Annotated in this window: 11 protein-coding genes and 2 pseudogenes; 6 read left to right on the top strand and 7 right to left on the bottom strand. The window is 73.4% G+C overall.

What is annotated here, in order from left to right; translation table 11 throughout:
- Window positions 1–60 precede the first annotated feature (60 nt).
- Entirely contained in the window at window positions 61–438 is a 378-nt protein-coding gene (locus ACFQZ6_RS30415; protein ID WP_381615453.1) for a DUF6223 family protein, read from the top strand.
- Between the two features lie 22 nt (window positions 439–460).
- Here the strand turns inward: ACFQZ6_RS30415 and ACFQZ6_RS30410 are convergent, their stop codons facing one another.
- The 4 genes from ACFQZ6_RS30410 to ACFQZ6_RS30395 all read right to left on the bottom strand — a co-directional run bounded on the left by ACFQZ6_RS30410 (window position 461) and on the right by ACFQZ6_RS30395 (window position 4,560).
- Window positions 461–1,123, bottom strand: coding sequence for a response regulator (locus ACFQZ6_RS30410; RefSeq protein WP_381615450.1), 663 nt, complete (start codon window positions 1,121–1,123; stop codon window positions 461–463).
- Window positions 1,120–2,295: a sensor histidine kinase gene (locus ACFQZ6_RS30405; RefSeq protein ID WP_381615447.1), complete on the bottom strand. Its 1,176-nt coding sequence runs from the start codon at window positions 2,293–2,295 to the stop codon at window positions 1,120–1,122. The genes ACFQZ6_RS30410 and ACFQZ6_RS30405 overlap by 4 nt, the downstream gene beginning before the upstream one ends.
- A gap of 89 nt (window positions 2,296–2,384) precedes the next feature.
- Window positions 2,385–3,434 carry a LacI family DNA-binding transcriptional regulator gene (locus ACFQZ6_RS30400; protein ID WP_381615444.1) on the bottom strand — a complete coding sequence of 350 codons (1,050 nt, stop codon included), beginning with the start codon at window positions 3,432–3,434 and terminating at the stop codon, window positions 2,385–2,387.
- A 148-nt stretch (window positions 3,435–3,582) separates the two neighbouring features.
- The gene (locus ACFQZ6_RS30395; protein ID WP_381615441.1) at window positions 3,583–4,560 is read right to left on the bottom strand and encodes a multicopper oxidase domain-containing protein; all 978 of its coding nucleotides are present in this window, start codon (window positions 4,558–4,560) and stop codon (window positions 3,583–3,585) included.
- Window positions 4,561–4,730: 170 nt separating this feature from the next.
- Between ACFQZ6_RS30395 and ACFQZ6_RS30390 the strand changes: the two genes are divergently transcribed.
- Together ACFQZ6_RS30390 and ACFQZ6_RS30385 are read left to right on the top strand one after the other, a co-directional pair.
- Window positions 4,731–7,241, top strand: coding sequence for a ThuA domain-containing protein (locus tag ACFQZ6_RS30390; protein ID WP_381615438.1), 2,511 nt, complete (start codon window positions 4,731–4,733; stop codon window positions 7,239–7,241).
- The gene (locus ACFQZ6_RS30385; RefSeq protein WP_381615435.1) at window positions 7,238–9,442 is read left to right on the top strand and encodes an OmpL47-type beta-barrel domain-containing protein; all 2,205 of its coding nucleotides are present in this window, start codon (window positions 7,238–7,240) and stop codon (window positions 9,440–9,442) included. Before ACFQZ6_RS30390 ends, ACFQZ6_RS30385 begins: the two co-directional genes overlap by 4 nt.
- A 1-nt stretch (window position 9,443) precedes the next feature.
- Here the strand turns inward: ACFQZ6_RS30385 and ligD are convergent, their stop codons facing one another.
- The gene (gene ligD, locus ACFQZ6_RS30380) at window positions 9,444–10,454 is read right to left on the bottom strand and encodes a non-homologous end-joining DNA ligase (RefSeq protein WP_381615432.1); all 1,011 of its coding nucleotides are present in this window, start codon (window positions 10,452–10,454) and stop codon (window positions 9,444–9,446) included.
- A gap of 96 nt (window positions 10,455–10,550) precedes the next feature.
- On the opposite strand from ligD, the gene ACFQZ6_RS30375 reads away from it, so the two are divergent.
- Entirely contained in the window at window positions 10,551–11,621 is a 1,071-nt protein-coding gene (locus tag ACFQZ6_RS30375; RefSeq protein WP_381615429.1) for an ATP-dependent DNA ligase, read from the top strand.
- Window position 11,622: 1 nt separating this feature from the next.
- Here the strand turns inward: ACFQZ6_RS30375 and ACFQZ6_RS30370 are convergent, their stop codons facing one another.
- The gene (locus ACFQZ6_RS30370) at window positions 11,623–12,813 is read right to left on the bottom strand and encodes a zinc-dependent alcohol dehydrogenase (RefSeq protein ID WP_381615426.1); all 1,191 of its coding nucleotides are present in this window, start codon (window positions 12,811–12,813) and stop codon (window positions 11,623–11,625) included.
- A 316-nt stretch (window positions 12,814–13,129) separates the two neighbouring features.
- Here ACFQZ6_RS30370 and ACFQZ6_RS30365 point away from each other — a divergent pair, with 316 nt between their 5' ends.
- Window positions 13,130–14,065: a DUF3048 domain-containing protein gene (locus ACFQZ6_RS30365; protein ID WP_381618769.1), complete on the top strand. Its 936-nt coding sequence runs from the start codon at window positions 13,130–13,132 to the stop codon at window positions 14,063–14,065.
- On the opposite strand, the pseudogene ACFQZ6_RS30360 reads toward ACFQZ6_RS30365, so the two are convergent.
- Window positions 14,035–14,220, bottom strand: a pseudogene (locus ACFQZ6_RS30360) (MarR family winged helix-turn-helix transcriptional regulator); the annotation flags it as partial. The gene ACFQZ6_RS30365 and the pseudogene ACFQZ6_RS30360 sit on opposite strands and share 31 nt — an antisense overlap.
- Between ACFQZ6_RS30360 and ACFQZ6_RS30355 the strand changes: the two are divergent.
- Window positions 14,191–14,898, top strand: a pseudogene (locus tag ACFQZ6_RS30355) (alpha/beta fold hydrolase); the annotation flags it as partial. The pseudogenes ACFQZ6_RS30360 and ACFQZ6_RS30355 sit on opposite strands and share 30 nt — an antisense overlap.
- Between the last annotated feature and the right edge of the window lie 8 nt (window positions 14,899–14,906).

Here is a 14,906-nt window from a genome sequence, read left to right as displayed (position 1 = left end):
ACCCCGTCCCTTCCTACGCTGCGGGGGTACCCGCTCAAGCGCGACGAAGGGACCCCCTCCATGACCATCGACCTGCTGCTCGCCGCCGACGGTGTCGGCGGCTCCGGACGCGCCGGGGCCGCGGCGTTCGCCCTGCTGGGCCTGTTCAGCGCGGTCGTCGGCGGGCTGGCCCTGGCCCGGCTCGCGGGCAGGACCGGCGTCGGCGACGCCCGCACCGGCGCCCTCACTGCCCTCGCGGCGGGGCCGGTCAGCCTCGTGCTGAGCGCCCTGCACCTCGCCCAGACCACCGGCGGCTTCGGCAACGGGCAGGGGCGCGCCGGAGCCGTCGTCGGCCTGGTCTTCGCCGTGACCGGAATCGGCCTCGGGACGCTGGCGCTGACCCGCGTCCGCCGCGCCGACCGCTCCGGACCGGGCGCGGGTGCGGTGCCCACGCCGTGACCGTACGGCCCTGGCCCGGCCGTCAGGGGCGGGAGATCCAGCCGGGCACGGTCAGCCCGGACTCGTAGGCGAGAATCACCAGTTGGGCCCGGTCCCGGACGCCGGTCTTGGTCATGATGCGGCTGACGTGCGTCTTCGCGGTGGCCGGGCTCAGCACCAGCCGGGCCGCGATCTCGTCGTTGGACAGGCCCTCCGCGACCAGCGCCATCACCTCGCGCTCCCGCTCGGTGAGCGCGCTCAGCCGGGGCCCCGGGTCCGGGTGCGGTGCGCGGGCGGTGAACTCGGAGATCAGCCGCCGGGTGATCGACGGCGCGATCAGCGCGTCACCGCGCGCCACCACCCGCACCCCGTGGATCAGTTCCGCCGGTTCGGTGTCCTTGACGAGGAAGCCGCTGGCCCCGGCCCGCAGGGCGCCGTAGACGTAGTCGTCCAGGTCGAAGGTGGTCAGGATGATCACCCGGACGTCGGTTCCGGCGGCGATCTCCTCGGTGGCGGCCAGCCCGTCCAGGCCGGGCATCCGAATGTCCATCAGCACGACGTCCGGCCGCAGTTGGCGGGCCAGCCGCACCGCCTGAGCGCCGTCGGCGGCCTCACCGACCACCTCGATGCCGTCCTCGCCCTCCAGGATGGACCGGAACCCGGCGCGCACCAGCGTCTGGTCGTCGGCGAGCAGCAGGCGGATCACGCGGCGTCCCCCCGTCCGGCGTGCGGCGCCGCCGCGCCCACCGGCACCGGGGCGGGCCGCAGCGGCAGCCGGGCGCGCACCAGGAAGCCGCCGCCCGGCGCGCGGCCCGCGGTCAGGGAGCCGCCGAGCGCCCGCGCCCGCTCGCCCATGCCGCGGATGCCGTAGCCGGGCGGGCCGGGGGTGCCGGTGCCGTCGTCCTCGACCTCCACCAGGACGTCGTCGCCCTCGGGCCGGACCCGGATGGCCACGGTGTGCGCGCGGGCGTGCCGGGTCACGTTGGTGAGCGCCTCCTGCACGATCCGGTACGCCGCCCGGTCGGCCTCCGGTGGCAGCGGCCGGGTCTCGGCCAGCTCGGTGCGGATCGCGAGGCCGGAGCGTCCGGCGGCGGTGACGAGCGCGTAGAGGCGGTCAAGGCCGGGCGCGGTCACGGCCGGGGCGTTGTCGTCCTCGCGGCGCAGCACGGTGAGGGTGGCGCGCAGCTCGGTCAGCGTCTCCTTGCTGGCCTGCTTGATCGCGGTGAGCGCCTGGGTGGAGCGGTCCGGGTCGGGCCGGTGCAGGGCGGCGCTGGCCTGCACGTTGATCAGGGAGAGGTGGTGGCCGAGGGCGTCGTGCAGCTCGCGGGCGATGCGCAGCCGGTCCTCGGTGGCCCGGCGCCTGGCCTCCTCGTCCTTGCGCTGCTCGGCGGCCAGCTCCCGGGCGCGCGCCTCGGCGACGTAGGCGCGGCGGTTGCGGGTGACGCCGACGATGACGGCGACCAGCCAGCCCGCGTGCAGCAGCGTCGCGCCGTTCCCGCCGCCGTCGTCGGCGTGGTAGCCGTCCGCGAGGGCGAAGGCCAGCACCGAGGCGGCGCCGAAGCCGAGGGCGACCGCGAGGTGCCCCTCGTCGACGAGGGTGTAGAGGGCGACGACGAAGACCAGCATGACCGGTCCCGGCTGGTGCAGCAGCGCCCCGTAGGCGGCCACGGCGGCCAGCGCCACCGCGCCCACCGGCACCGGACGGGAACGCCGCCAGAAGAGCGCGGCGCAGGACAGCAGCACGACCGGGAGCGCCGTCCACTCGGCGGCGGTGTCGACGCCCCGGGACTGCACCGCCAGGCCGAGGAGGGCGACCAGGCCGACCCCCGCCACCAGCGCCGTCTCCGCCACCGGGCCCCGCCACCGCCACCTCACCATGCGCCGAGCCTAACGCCCCGTCACCACACGGGAGAAGGGCGGAGGAGCCGGGCCGGTGGCCGTGGGCGGAGGAACGGGCGCCGGTGGCCTCAGGCGGAGGCGCGGCGGACCAGGGTGGTGGGCAGGACCACGCTCGTCGGCGGGAGGTCGGCCGCGGTGCCGTCGGCTCGGCGGTCCAGGCGGTGCAGCAGCAGACGGGCCATCAGACGGCCCATCCCCTCTATGTCCTGGCGGATCGTGGTGAGCGGCGGGTCGGTCTGCTCGGCGATCGGTGACATGTCGTCGAAGCCGATCACCGCGACGTCCTCGGGCACCCGGCGCCCCCGCTCGCGCAGCACCCGCAGCGCGCCGGAGGCGGTGAGGTCGTTGGCGGCGAAGACGGCGTCCAGGTCGGGTCGGCGGTGCAGGAGTTCGCGCATCGCCCGCTCCCCGCCGGACGGCGTGAAGTCGCCCTCGACGGTCAGCTCTGGGTCGGCGTCGCCCATGACGTCCCGGTAGCCGTCCAGCCGGTCCACCGCCGAGGTCTGGTCCAGCGCCCCGGCGATGTGCGCGATCCGCGTGCGGCCGAGGCCGACGAGGTGCTGTACGGCGTCCCGGGCGCCGCCCCGGTTGTCGCTGTCAACGAAGACCGCCGACGGGGCGTCGGGGTCGGCGCCCTCGCCCCAGCCGGGCCGCCCGCCGAACACGGTCGGCACCCCGGCGCCCCGGATCAGGCCGGGCAGCGGGTCGTCGAGGTGCAGCGAGAACACCAGCGCCCCGTCGACATGGCCCCCGGCGAGGTAGCGGGCGACGCGGGCGTGGTCGTCGCGGCCCTCGGTGAGCAGCAGCACGAGCTGGTTGTCGTGGGCGGTCAGCTCCTTGCTGATGCCGCGGAGCTGGCGGGCGAAGAAGGGGTCGGCGAAGACCCGGGTCTCCGGTTCGGCGATGACGACGGCGATGGCGTCGTGGCGCCGGGTGACGAGGGTGCGGGCGGCCTGGTTGGGGACGTACCCGAGTTCCTCCACCGCGCGCCTGACCCGCTCGGCGAGGGCGTCGCGCACGCCGTTGCCGCCGTTGACGACGCGGGAGACGGTGGCCCGGGACACGCCCGCACGCGCGGCCACCTCTTCCAGGGTGGGACGCGACACTGCCTCGGTCACTTGGTGCACTCCTCCTGCGCGGCTGCGGATCAGGATAGCCGCGGGCGGGGAGGGAGGCGGCGACGCTCACGAACCGGCGGGAACGCCCTCGAACCGGCCGTGCGCGGGGCGGGTGGCACGGCCCGCCCCGGGGAGTCCACCCCATCGCCTAGTGCCCCTCGTGTTCCTCGTGTCCCTCGTGGGGATGGTGCGGTTCGTAGCCGGGGATCGTGCCGTCCGCCTTCTTCACCAGGAACAGGCCCACCATCCCCATGTCGGCGTGGCTCTGCACGTGGCAGTGGTACATCCACGCCCCGGCGCCCACGCCCTCCCCCGCGATCACCTGGAAGCCGAAGGAGTCGGCGGGTCCGACGATCTTGTTGTCGATGACCGCGCTGGGGTCCTCGGGGCCGGTGAGCAGGCCGGTGCGGTTGTCCGCCCAGCGGTGACCGTGCATGTGGAACGTGTGGTAGAACTCGCCGTGCGTGATCACCACGAACTCCACCCGGTCGCCCACGGTGGCCTCGAAGTCCGGACCGGTGTGCGGGGCGCGGTTGTTGACCGTCATGTCGTTGAAGACGATCGTGTGGGTCCGGTCCGGCAGGACGTCGTCCTTGCGGCGGACGATCACCGCGCCGTACAGGCCCTTGCGGATGCCGCCGGTGCCGTGTTCGGTGCCGACGACGTGGTCGTGGTAGTGCCAGTAGCCCGCGCTGCCGGGCCGCCAGGTGCCGTCCTTGCGGCGGCCGGGGGCGTGGGTGCGCCAGGTGTAGGTGCGGGTGCCGCCGGGTTCGACGTGGCTGTTGTTCTGCTTGGTGCCGTCGCTGGAGATCTCGTAGTCCAGGCCGTGCACATGGAGGCTGGCGGCGACGTCGAGGGTGTTCTCCACCTCGATGTGCAGGGTGTCGCCCTCGTTGAGTTCGATCAGCGGGCCGGGCACGGTCGCCTTGCCCTTCTCCAGGCCGTAGCCCATCCGGCCGTCGGCGAGCTGTTCCATGTAGAGCTTCAGGTGCCTGACCTCGCCACCGGCCGGTGCGGTGCGGGCCGGTTGGGCGGCGGCGCTGACCGCCTCCGGGGCCATGGACAACGATGTCGCCACGGCCGCGCCGCCCAGCAGCACCCGACGGTTGAACCCACGTCTGTCCATGGTGAACTCCCCACTCCAGTACGGGTTTTGTGACCGTAACCGGAGCGGACGCGTTTATCCACACCCAGGACAAAGTTTGTTCTGTTCCGGTCATATCTCTTGGCGAACCGAGCAAAGGGGTCTAGCTTCCATGGCGCTGTTGCCGTGACCGACGAGGGGTGGGTGACCACATGCGGTCCACTTCGCACCAACGGCCCGGAAAAGCCAACCGACCAACCCGCGGAAGACGGGTGCTGACCGCCGTCCTGACCGCCGGATTCGTCACCGCGGGGCTGCTCACCGGCTCCGCCGCGCAGGCGGGTCCGGCGCCCGAGCCGACGCTGACAACGATGTCCGTCAAGTCGCCCCCGGGCGGCGCGAACGTACGGGTGCTGATCTTCTACGGCTCCGCCGCCCCCGGCGGGGAGTCGCCCCTGGTGAACGCCGGGATCGAGGCGATCGAACGGATCGGCCTCACCGGCCCGGCGAACGAGCGCTTCAAGGTCGAGGCCACCGACGACGCCTCGGTCTTCACCGACGAGACGAAGCTCGGCCGCTTCAACTCGATCGTGTTCCTCACCGGCGGCGGGGACGTCCTCGACCCCGAGCAGGAGGCCGGTCTCGAGGCGTACATGGAGGCGGGCGGCGGCTTCGTCGGCCTGCACGACGCGGCCCGCGCCGAGCCCTACTCCGACTGGTTCACGGGCCTGATCGGCGCCCGCCCTGCGGCCTCCTCGCCCGGCACCGTGCAGCGCGCCACCGTCGAGGTGGGCGACCGGCGGCACCCGGCCACCAAGGACCTGCCGCTGGAGTGGAGGCGGCCCGACCTGTGGCTGAACTGGACCCGCAACCCCTCCGGCGCCGTGCACACGGTCGCCCGGGTACGGGAGTCGACCTACCAGCCGGGGACCGGCGCCAACGGCTGGGACCACCCGGTGAGCTGGTGCCGGGACTACGACGGCGGCCGGTCCTTCTACACCGGCATGGGCGGCACGGTGTCGTCCTACGACGAGACGGACTTCCGCGCCCACCTGCGCGGCGCGCTGCTGTGGACCACCCGGATCGCCCGGGCCGACTGCAAGGCGACGATCGCCGGGAACTACAAGGCGGAGCGCCTCACCCGGCCCAACCAGCCCGGCCAGAGCGACCAGATCGGCGAACCGCACGGCCTGGTCACGGCCCCCGACGGGCGCGTCCTGTACATCGGCCGCGGCGGCGGCGACGCCTCCCAGCCCGTGGTCACCGACTGGAACGACCCGGACATCGGCAAGGGCAGGGGCCAGATCCACGTCTACGACCCGGAGACCGGGCGGGTCACGCTCGCCGGTGAGCTGACCGTGTTCGGCAACAAGGGCGGCGGCGACGAACTGGTCAAGGTCGAGGAGGGCCTCCTCGGCATCGAGCTGGACCCGGACTTCGAGGCGAACGGCTGGGTGTACCTGCACTACACCCCGCACTCGGAGATCAACCGCGACACCCGCATGGCCCAGCGGCGCGTCTCCCGCTTCACCCTCGACCCGGCCACCGACAGGCTCGACCTGGCCAGCGAGAAGGTGCTGCTCCAGTGGCCGGTGCAGATCCACAGTTGCTGCCACGCGGGCGGCGGGATGACCTGGGACTCGAAGGGCAACCTGTACATCGCCACCGGCGACAACAACTCCAGCGGCTTCAGCGGCGGTTACTCCGGCAACAACCCGCAGCCCAACTTCAAGGGCGTCTCCTTCGCGGACGCCCGCCGCACCGCCGGGAACACCAACAACCTCAACGGCAAGATCCTGCGCATCCACCCGGAGCCGGACGGGACCTACACGCTCCCGGAGGGCAACCTGTTCACCGGCAGGGAGACCGACGAGGGCGGCGGCAAGACGCGCGGCGAGATCTACGTCATGGGCGTCCGCAACCCGGCGCGCATCTTCGTCGACCAGCGCACCGACGTGCTGTACGCGGGCTGGGTGGGCCCGGACGCCTCGGCGCCGTCGCCGGTGTGGGGTCCGGCCAAGTACGACACCTTCGCCGCCATCACCAGGGCGAGCAACCGCGGCTGGCCGTACTGCATGGGCGACAAGCAGCCCTACCGGGACCGCAACCTGCCCGATCCCAGCCAGCCGCTGGGCTGGTACGACTGCGACCACCCGAAGAACGAGTCCCCCAACAACGACGGCCTGGTCAACCTGCCGCCGGTCACCGGCAACAACATCTGGTACTCGCCGCAGGGCGGCGGACCCGACTTCCCGCGCGACGCGGCCGGGGTGCCGTCGTACCAGCAGGACCAGGCGACGTACCGGCTGCCGTGGCTCAAGGGCGGCGGGCAGGCCGCGATGAACGGGCCGGTCTACCGGTACGACGACGCGGCGGCGGACAGCACGGTCAAGTGGCCCGCGTACTGGGACGGCAAGTGGTTCGTCGGTGACTTCTACGACGCCGACCAGCCGCGCAACGCCGTGCTCATGGACCCGCGGACGCAGGGTGACGGCGGGCTGCCGGTGCACTCGGAGTCGCTGAAGAGGATCGTGCCGGTCGGCAACGACGGCATCAAGAACCTCATGGACTGGAAGTTCGGTCCGGACGGCGCCCTGTACGTCCTCGACTACGGCCGCGGCTTCTTCACCTCGGACGCCAAGTCCGCGCTGTGGCGGGTCACCTACACCGGCGGCGGGCCGACCCCGGCCGCCGACCAGTTGGCGAGAGGGGCGACGCGGTGACGCGGCGACACAGAGTGTGGACGGCCCTGCTGGCGGCCGTACTGACCATCCTGGGACTCCAGGCGGCACCCGCCGTCGGCAGCGAGCCCTCACCGGGGGCCACGGCGGCCCAGGTGCTGACCTGGACGGCCAACGACGACATCACCAAGTACGCCTCCGCCCCCACCACGGCGGTGGCGGGTCCGGCGACGATCGTCTTCGAGAACAGCGCGGCGACCGGCAACACCACGGGGATGCCGCACACGCTGACGTTCGTCACCAGTGACCCCGAGTTCAACAGCGACGTCCAGCTCAACATCCTCGCCAGCCCCAACGACGGCGAGGGCGGGCGGCACACCGCCGAGGTCACGCTCACGCCGGGCCGCTACTTCTACCACTGCGCGATCCCCGGCCACGGCCAGATGCAGGGCATCCTGGTGGTCACCGAGGGCGGCGGCGAGGACACCACGCCACCCGAGGCCACCGCACAGGTCAGCGGCGCCCGCGACGCCGACGGCGCCTACGTCGGCTCCGCGACCGTCACCGTCACGGCCACCGACGAGGCGGGCGGCTCCGGCGTCGACCGGATCGAGTACGCCGTGGACGACGCGACCGCCTGGCAGCCGTACACCGCGCCGGTCGTCGTCGACCAGGTCGGTGACCACACGGTCCGCTACCGCGCCCTCGACCGGGCGGGCAACGTCTCCGCCGAGGGGAGCGCGCGGTTCACCGTCGTCGCGCCGCCGACGGACGACACGACCCCGCCGGAGACCTCGGCGACGGTCACCGGGGAGCGGAACGCGGACGGCGCCTACGTCGACATGGCGACGGTCACCGTCTCCGCCTCGGACACCGGCTCGGGCGTCAACGGCATCGAGTACGCGATCGGCGCGTCCGGCGCCTGGCAGCCGTACACCGCTCCGGTGATGGTCCACCAGGTCGGCACGCACACCGTGCGCTACCGGGCCACCGACAAGGCGGGCAACACCGCGGCGGTCAAGAGCGTGGAGTTCACGGTCGTCGCCGCGCCCGTGGAGGACACCACGCCGCCGGTGACCGGGGTGACGGTCGCCGGGACGCGCAACTCGGACGGGGCGTACATCGGCACCGCCGAGGTGACGGTGACCGCGACCGACGAGGGCGGCTCGGGCGTCGACCGGATCGAGTACTCCCTCGACGGCGGACCGTACCTCGGCTACGGCGGCCCGGTCACCGTCGACCGCGCCGGGGCCCACACGCTCGCCTACCGCGCCACGGACAAGGCGGGCAACACCGCCGCGGCCCGCACGGTCAGCTTCACGGTGGTGTCGAGCCCGGTCCCGCCGCCCTCCTGCCCGGAGTACGACGAGCGGCTGACGGTCTTCGTCGGCACCGTCGACTCGGGCGTGCCGAACCGGGTCACCGACAACCGGTGCCGGATCGGCGAGCTGATCGAGGACGAGAAGGAGTGGACGTCCCAGGCGCTGTTCCTCAAGCACGTGAGGTCCGTCCTGGACGGGCTGCTCCGCCAGGGCGTCATCGACCAGCGCGAGTACAACGCCATCAACCGGGCCGCCAGGCAGTCCGGCATCGGCAAGCCCGGCCAGACCGAGGGCTACCGCAAGCTCTTCGACGGCAGCGCGGAGAGCTTCGCCCGGTGGCAGCACGTGGGCGGCGGCTCCTTCGCGCTGAACGCGGACGGCTCCATGACCAGCGGCACCAGCAGGTCGGGCCTGGGGATGCTGTGGTTCCCGGAGCGCAAGTACGGCGACTTCTCGCTGCGCCTGCAGTGGCGGGACGACGCCCCCGGCACCGGCAACGCCAACTCCGGGGTGTTCGTGCGCTTCCCGTGGATCCTCGACCACCCCGAGGAGCCCCGGCCCGAGTGGGCCGCCATCAAGTACGGGCACGAGGTGCAGGTGTTCGACCGGCCCGACGGCGACATGTACAAGACCGGGTCGGTCTACGGCTTCGACCGGGTGGGGCTCGCCGGGGCCGGGGTCACCCAGAAGGGCACCTGGAACGACTACGAGATCCGGGTGGTGGACCAGCACTACTCGGTCTACCGCAACGGCGTGCTGATCAACGAGTTCGACAACACCGGCGGCCAGGAGTTCACCCCGCCCCGCGCGGACGACCCCGGCACCGACGGCCGCCGGTTCGCCTCCGGCTACGTCGGGCTCCAGGTGCACAGCACGACGGACGTGATCTCGTACCGGGACATCCGGATCAGGGAGCTGTAGGTCAGCTCTTCCTGGCGCGGCTCGGCTGGACCCGCTTGGGCTCCCCCGGCATCTTGGGGTACTCGGGCGGGTACGGCAGGTCGCCGAGCCCGTGCTCACGCTCGTCCCTGGCCGCCAGCTCCAGCAGGGCGTCCAGGGAGTGGCGCTGCTCGTCCATGCCCGCGTGCACGTCGCCGACCTCGGCGAAGCGCGCGGGCATGGTCCTGAGGTCGAAGTCCCTGGGGTGCGCGTCGGGGACCTCGTCCCAGCGCAGGGGGGCGGAGACGGGGGCGTGCGGGCGGGGGCGTACGGAGTAGGCGGAGGCGATGGTGCGGTCCCGGGCGGTCTGGTTGTAGTCGACGAAGATCCTCTCGCCGCGCTCCTCCTTCCACCACCTGGTGGTGACCCGCTCCGGCATCCGGCGTTCCAGTTCCCGGGCCACGGCGATGGCGGCGCGCCGCACCTGGGTGAAGGTCCAGCGCGGTTCGATGGGGACGAAGACGTGCAGTCCGCGTCCGCCGGAGGTCTTGGGCCAGCCGCGCAGCCCGCCGAACTCGTCGAGGACGGCACGCAGTTCGTGGGCGGCGTGAACGGCGTCCGCGTAGTCGGTGCCGGGCTGCGGGTCGAGGTCGACGCGCAGTTCGTCGGGGCGGTCGACGTCCGCCCGCCGCACCGGCCAGGGGTGGAAGGTGAGCGTGCCGTACTGGGCGGCCCACACCACCGCGCCGACCTCGGTCGGGCACATCTCGTCGGCGCTGCGGCCGGAGGGGAAGGTGATGTGCGCGGTCGGGATCCAGTCGGGCATCCCCTTGGGCGCCCGCTTCTGGTAGAACCACTCGCCGCCCACCCCGTCCGGGTAGCGCTCCAGGGTGGTGGGCCGGTCGCGCAGGGCGCGCAGGATGCCGGGGCCGACGGCGAGGTAGTACCGGGCGAGGTCCAGCTTGGTGTAGCCGGGCTCCGGGAAGTACACCTTGTCCGGGTTGGACAGCCGTACGGTCCGCCCGTCGGCCTCCAGCTCCACCGCTTCGCCCATGCCAGCCACGGTAGGCGCAGCGCACCCGCCCCGCACACCGGCACCCGCCCGCCCCGACCGTTTGCGGGGCCCGGGGCCACCGCACAGAGTCGAGTCATGGACCTCCCCGTGATGCCGCCCGTGAAGCCGATGCTCGCCAAGTCCGTGGCGGAGATCCCGCCGGGGATGCAGTACGAGGCGAAGTGGGACGGGTTCCGGGCGATCGTGTTCCGGGACGGCGCCGAGGTGGAGTTGGGCAGCCGCACCGGGAAGCCGCTGACCAGGTACTTCCCGGAGCTGGTGGCGGCGCTGCGGGAGCGGGTGCCCGAGCGGTGCGTGCTGGACGGGGAGATCGTGATCGCGCGGGAGGGGCGCCTCGACTTCGACGCGCTCACCGAGCGGATCCACCCGGCGGACTCCCGGGTGCGGACGCTGGCGGAGCGGACCCCGGCGTCGTTCGTGGCGTTCGACCTGCTGGCGCTGGCCGACGCGTCACTGCTGGACGTGGCGCAGGGCGAGCGGCGGGCGCTGCTGGTCACGGCGCTGGCCGGGGTGACCGCGCCGGTGCACGTGGCGCCCGCGACGACCGACGTCGAGGTGGCCCGGGAGTGGTTCGAGCGGTACGAGGGCGCGGGCCTGGACGGTGTGGTCGCCAAGCCGCTGACCCTGCGCTACCGCCCCGACGAACGCGCCATGTTCAAGATCAAGCACGAGCGCACCGCCGACGTGGTGGTGGCGGGGTACCGGCTGCACAAGTCCGGGCCGGTGGTCGGCTCGCTGCTGCTGGGGCTGTACGACGACCGGGGCGCGCTCCAGCACGTGGGCGTGTCGGCCGCGTTCTCCATGCGGCGGCGGCGGGAGCTGGTGTCGGAGCTGGAGCCCTTGCGGATGGACGACGTGTCCGGTCACCCGTGGGCGGCCTGGGCCGACGAGGCGGCGCACGAGTCGGCGCGGCTGCCGGGCGCGCCGAGCCGCTGGTCGGGCAAGAAGGACCTGTCGTGGGTGCCGCTGCGGCCGGAGCGGGTGGCGGAGGTGGCCTACGACCACATGGAGAACGGCCAGCGGTTCCGGCACACGGCCCGGTTCCGCCGCTGGCGCCCCGACCGCACCCCGGAGAGCTGCACCTACGGGCAGTTGGAGGAGCCGGTGCGCTACGACCTGGCGGAGATCCTGGGCCGGGCCGACTGAGTCAGGGCCGCATCAGGACCTTCACCGCGCCCTCCTGCTTGCGCTGGAACATCTCGTAGGCGTGCGGCGCGTCGGTGAGCGGCACGTGGTGGGTGGCGAAGTCCTCCACGCCGAGCGGGTCCTCGTCGGTGAGGTACGGCAGGATGTCGTCGCTCCAGCGCCGTACGTTGGCCTGGCCCATCCGGAGCTGGATCTGCTTGTCGAAGAGGGTGAGCATCGGCAGCGGGTCGGCGGTGCCGCCGTACACGCCGGACAGGGATATCGTGCCGCCGCGCCGTACCAGGTCGATGGCGAGGTACAGGGCGGCGAGCCGGTCGACGCTGACGCGCTCGGCGAGTCGGCCGCTGACCGCGCGGGGCAGCATCGACGACGCCTGCTGGGCCAGCCGGGCGGCGGCGCTGCCGTGCGCCTCGGTGCCGACGGCGTCGATGACGGCGTCGGGGCCGCGGCCGTCGGTCTCGTCCTGGATGGCGGCGACCAGTTCCTTCTCCTTGTCGAAGGCCGTGAGGTCGTACGTCTCCACGCCGCGCGCCCGCGCCCGTTCCAGCCGCTCGGGCACCAGGTCGACGCCGAACACCCGTCCGGCGCCGCGCAGTTGGGCGATGCGGCAGGCCATGTCGCCGATGGGGCCGAGGCCGAGCACGGCGATGCTGCCGCCCCGCGGGACATCGGCGTAGGCGACGGCCTGCCAGGCGGTGGGCAGCACGTCGGAGAGGTAGACGAAGCGGTCGTCGGGCGGGCCCTCGGGCACCTTGATCGGCCCGAACTGCGCCTGCGGCACCCGCAGGTACTCGGCCTGGCCGCCGGGGACCGCGCCGTACAGCCGGGTGTAGCCGAACAGGGCGGCACCCATACCCTCGCTGGTGACCTGGGTGGTCTCGCACTGGGTGAACAGCCCCGTCAGGCACATCCAGCAGTTGCCGCAGGCGATCTGGAACGGCACCACCACCCGGTCCCCCACCTGGAGGTCGGGGACCCCGGCGCCGACCTCCTCGACGATGCCCATGGGCTCGTGGCCGAGGATGTCGCCCGGTGTCATGAACGGGGTGAGCACCTCGTAGAGATGCAGGTCGGAGCCGCACAGCCCGGTGGAGGTGACGCGGATGACGGCGTCGGTCGGTTCCTCGATGCGCGGATCGGGGACGTTCTCCACCCGCACGTCGCGCTTGCCCTGCCAGGTCACTGCCTTCATCGCGTCCGCTCCCTCCTGTCACCTGGGCCGCCCGGGTACCCCCGCGGTCCGGCGCCGATGCATGGGCGCCGGACGTGCGCCGTTCGGCGTAGGGACCGCTGCCGTACGGTGAATTCCCCACAGACCGCCAGAAGCGGTCGGAAGCGTTCGGGTATGGCAATCGATGCACCTATAAGCGCACAATTGATGGCACAGGGTAGGGCGGGTGGCTGCGGTGGGCACACGGCGGGCTTCTAGACGCGGTTCAGGACTCGACAATCGACCCGGCGCGGGACCGGCCGTCCGGCGCGGCCGACGGCTCGCCAGCGCGACGGCGCTGCTCGTCGTCGCGCTGACCGCGTCCCTCACGGCGGGCTGCACCGGCGGCGGGGACCAGCGCGACGACGGGCGGGCGCCGGAGAGCACCCCGGCCGAGCGGACCCCCTCGCGGACGCCGTCGGGCGCGGTGCTGGCCGTGAAGATCGACAACGCCCGGCAGGCCCGCCCGCACACCGGGCTCGACGCCGCCGACATCGTCTACGCCGAGCAGGTCGAGGGCGGGCTGAGCCGACTGATGGCGGTGTACGCCACCCGGCTGCCGGAGGTCGTCGGGCCGGTGCGCAGCGCGCGCGAGTCGGACCTGGAGCTGCTGCGCCAGTTCCACCGGCCGACGCTCGCCTTCTCGGGCGCGCAGCGCAAGCTGCTGCCGCTGATCGACGAGGCGCCGCTGCGGGCCGAGCCGCCCGGCCGGACCCGGGACGCCTACTTCCGCGGTCCCGGCCGCCCCGCCCCGCACAACCTCTACCTGCGCCCCGCCCGGCTGCTGGCCGCCGCGCCCGGCCGGGACGCGCTGACCGGCACCGGCTTCCGCTACGGCGCCGCGCCCGACGGCGGCACGCCGAGCGACGCGCGCACCGTGCGCTTCCCGGCGGCGTCGTTCACGTTCACCTGGTCCGAGCGGCGCGACGGGTGGCTGGTGGCGATGGACGGCACCGAGGCGCGATCCACGGAGGGGCGGCGGCTGGCGCCCGCGACGGTGGTCGTGCAGCACGTGCACATGCGCACCTCCGACTTCCACGACTCCAACGGCAACTTCACGCCGTTCATCGAGACGGTCGGCTCGGGGCGGGCGGAGGTGCTGCGCGACGGGAGGGTCTACGACGCCCACTGGAAGCGCGACATCGCCTCCGACGGCACCCGCTTCACCACCGGGGACGGCAGGCCGGTGAACTTCGCCGACGGTCAGGTGTGGGTGGTGTTCGTCAAGGACTGAGCCGCGCCGGGCCACGGCTGGTCGACGAGGGGTTCCGCCGGGTCGCGGAGCCCCTCGGCCGCGTCGGCGACCCGGCCGATGAGGTCGAGGAAGAGGGCCCGCTCCTCGGCGTTGAGCGGGGCGAGGAGGACCTGGTACATCTCGCGGGCGGAGCGCCCGGCCGCTGGTTCACGCCCGGGTTCACCGTGCCGGCGCTGGTCCGCGACCACCGGGACGCCGACCCGGCGGCGTACGCCGCCTGCTGCGACGCGCTCGCCGCGTTCGACCTGCGCGAGGCGCTGCCCGAGATCACCGTGCCGACGCTCGCGGTGGCCGGGCGCCAGGACCCGGCGACGCCACCCCAGCACCTGCGGGAGATCGCGGACGCGGTGCCGGGCGCGGCGCTGGTGGAGATCCCCGGCGCCTCGCACCTGGCGCCCGCCGAACGGCCCGGGGAGGTGCTGACGGCGCTGCGGGCGCACTTCGGCGCGGGGGTGGCCCGGCGGGGCATGGCGGTGCGGCGCGAGGTGCTCGGCGACGCGCACGTGGACCGGGCGCAGGGACGGCAGACGCCGTTCACGGCCCGCTTCCAGGACTTCGTCTCCCGCTGCGCCTGGGGCGAGATCTGGACCGACCCGACGCTCAGCCGCCGTGAGCGCAGCATGATCACGCTGACCGCGCTGGTGGCGCACGGCCACTACGAGGAGCTGGCGACGCACGTGCGGGTGGCGCGGCGCAACGGGCTGACGCCGGAGGAGATCGGCGCGGTGCTGCTCCAGACGGCGGTGTACTGCGGGGTCCCGGCGGCGAACTCGGCGTTCGCGGTGGCGCGGCGGGTGCTGGCCGAGGAGGACCCGACCGG

The organism is Streptomyces flavalbus (assembly GCF_042674625.1).
Classification (GTDB): Bacteria; Actinomycetota; Actinomycetes; order Streptomycetales; family Streptomycetaceae; genus Streptomyces; species Streptomyces flavalbus.
The sequence above is the reverse complement of the archived record's forward strand: the minus strand, read 5'-3'. Positions and strand labels throughout refer to the sequence as shown.